The sequence below is a fragment of the Paenibacillus apis genome (assembly GCF_018333295.1).
Taxonomy (GTDB): Bacteria; Bacillota; Bacilli; order Paenibacillales; family Paenibacillaceae; genus Fontibacillus; species Fontibacillus antibioticophila.
This window is the reverse complement of record NZ_BORS01000075.1, coordinates 1-270: the sequence shown is the minus strand read 5'-3', so window position 1 is coordinate 270 and position 270 is coordinate 1. Positions and strand designations below refer to the sequence as shown.

General features: G+C 48.5%; 1 protein-coding gene. It reads left to right on the top strand.

The window, feature by feature from the left end:
* Positions 1 to 270 (top strand): transposase (locus KI362_RS25390; RefSeq protein ID WP_301630989.1); only part of this gene is annotated, 270 nt, incomplete at both ends.

Sequence of the window (270 nt, the reverse complement as noted above, 5' to 3'; positions counted from 1 at the left end):
ATCAAGTATTGAAGGCACAAGCATCGGATCAATTAGCAGCAGAAAAGTATGAGAGAACGGAGGGACGACTTGGTTACCGCAATGGAACTTATCCACATACCCTGACCACTCGCGTAGGTAATCTGACGCTTTATGTGCCTCGCTTCAGAGACGGTAAGTTTTCCACGGAGCTCTTTTCTCGCTATCAACGAAGCGAACAAGCTCTTGTGCTTGCACTGATGGAGATGGTCATTAATGGCGTATCCACTCGCAAGATCACCCAGGTGACCG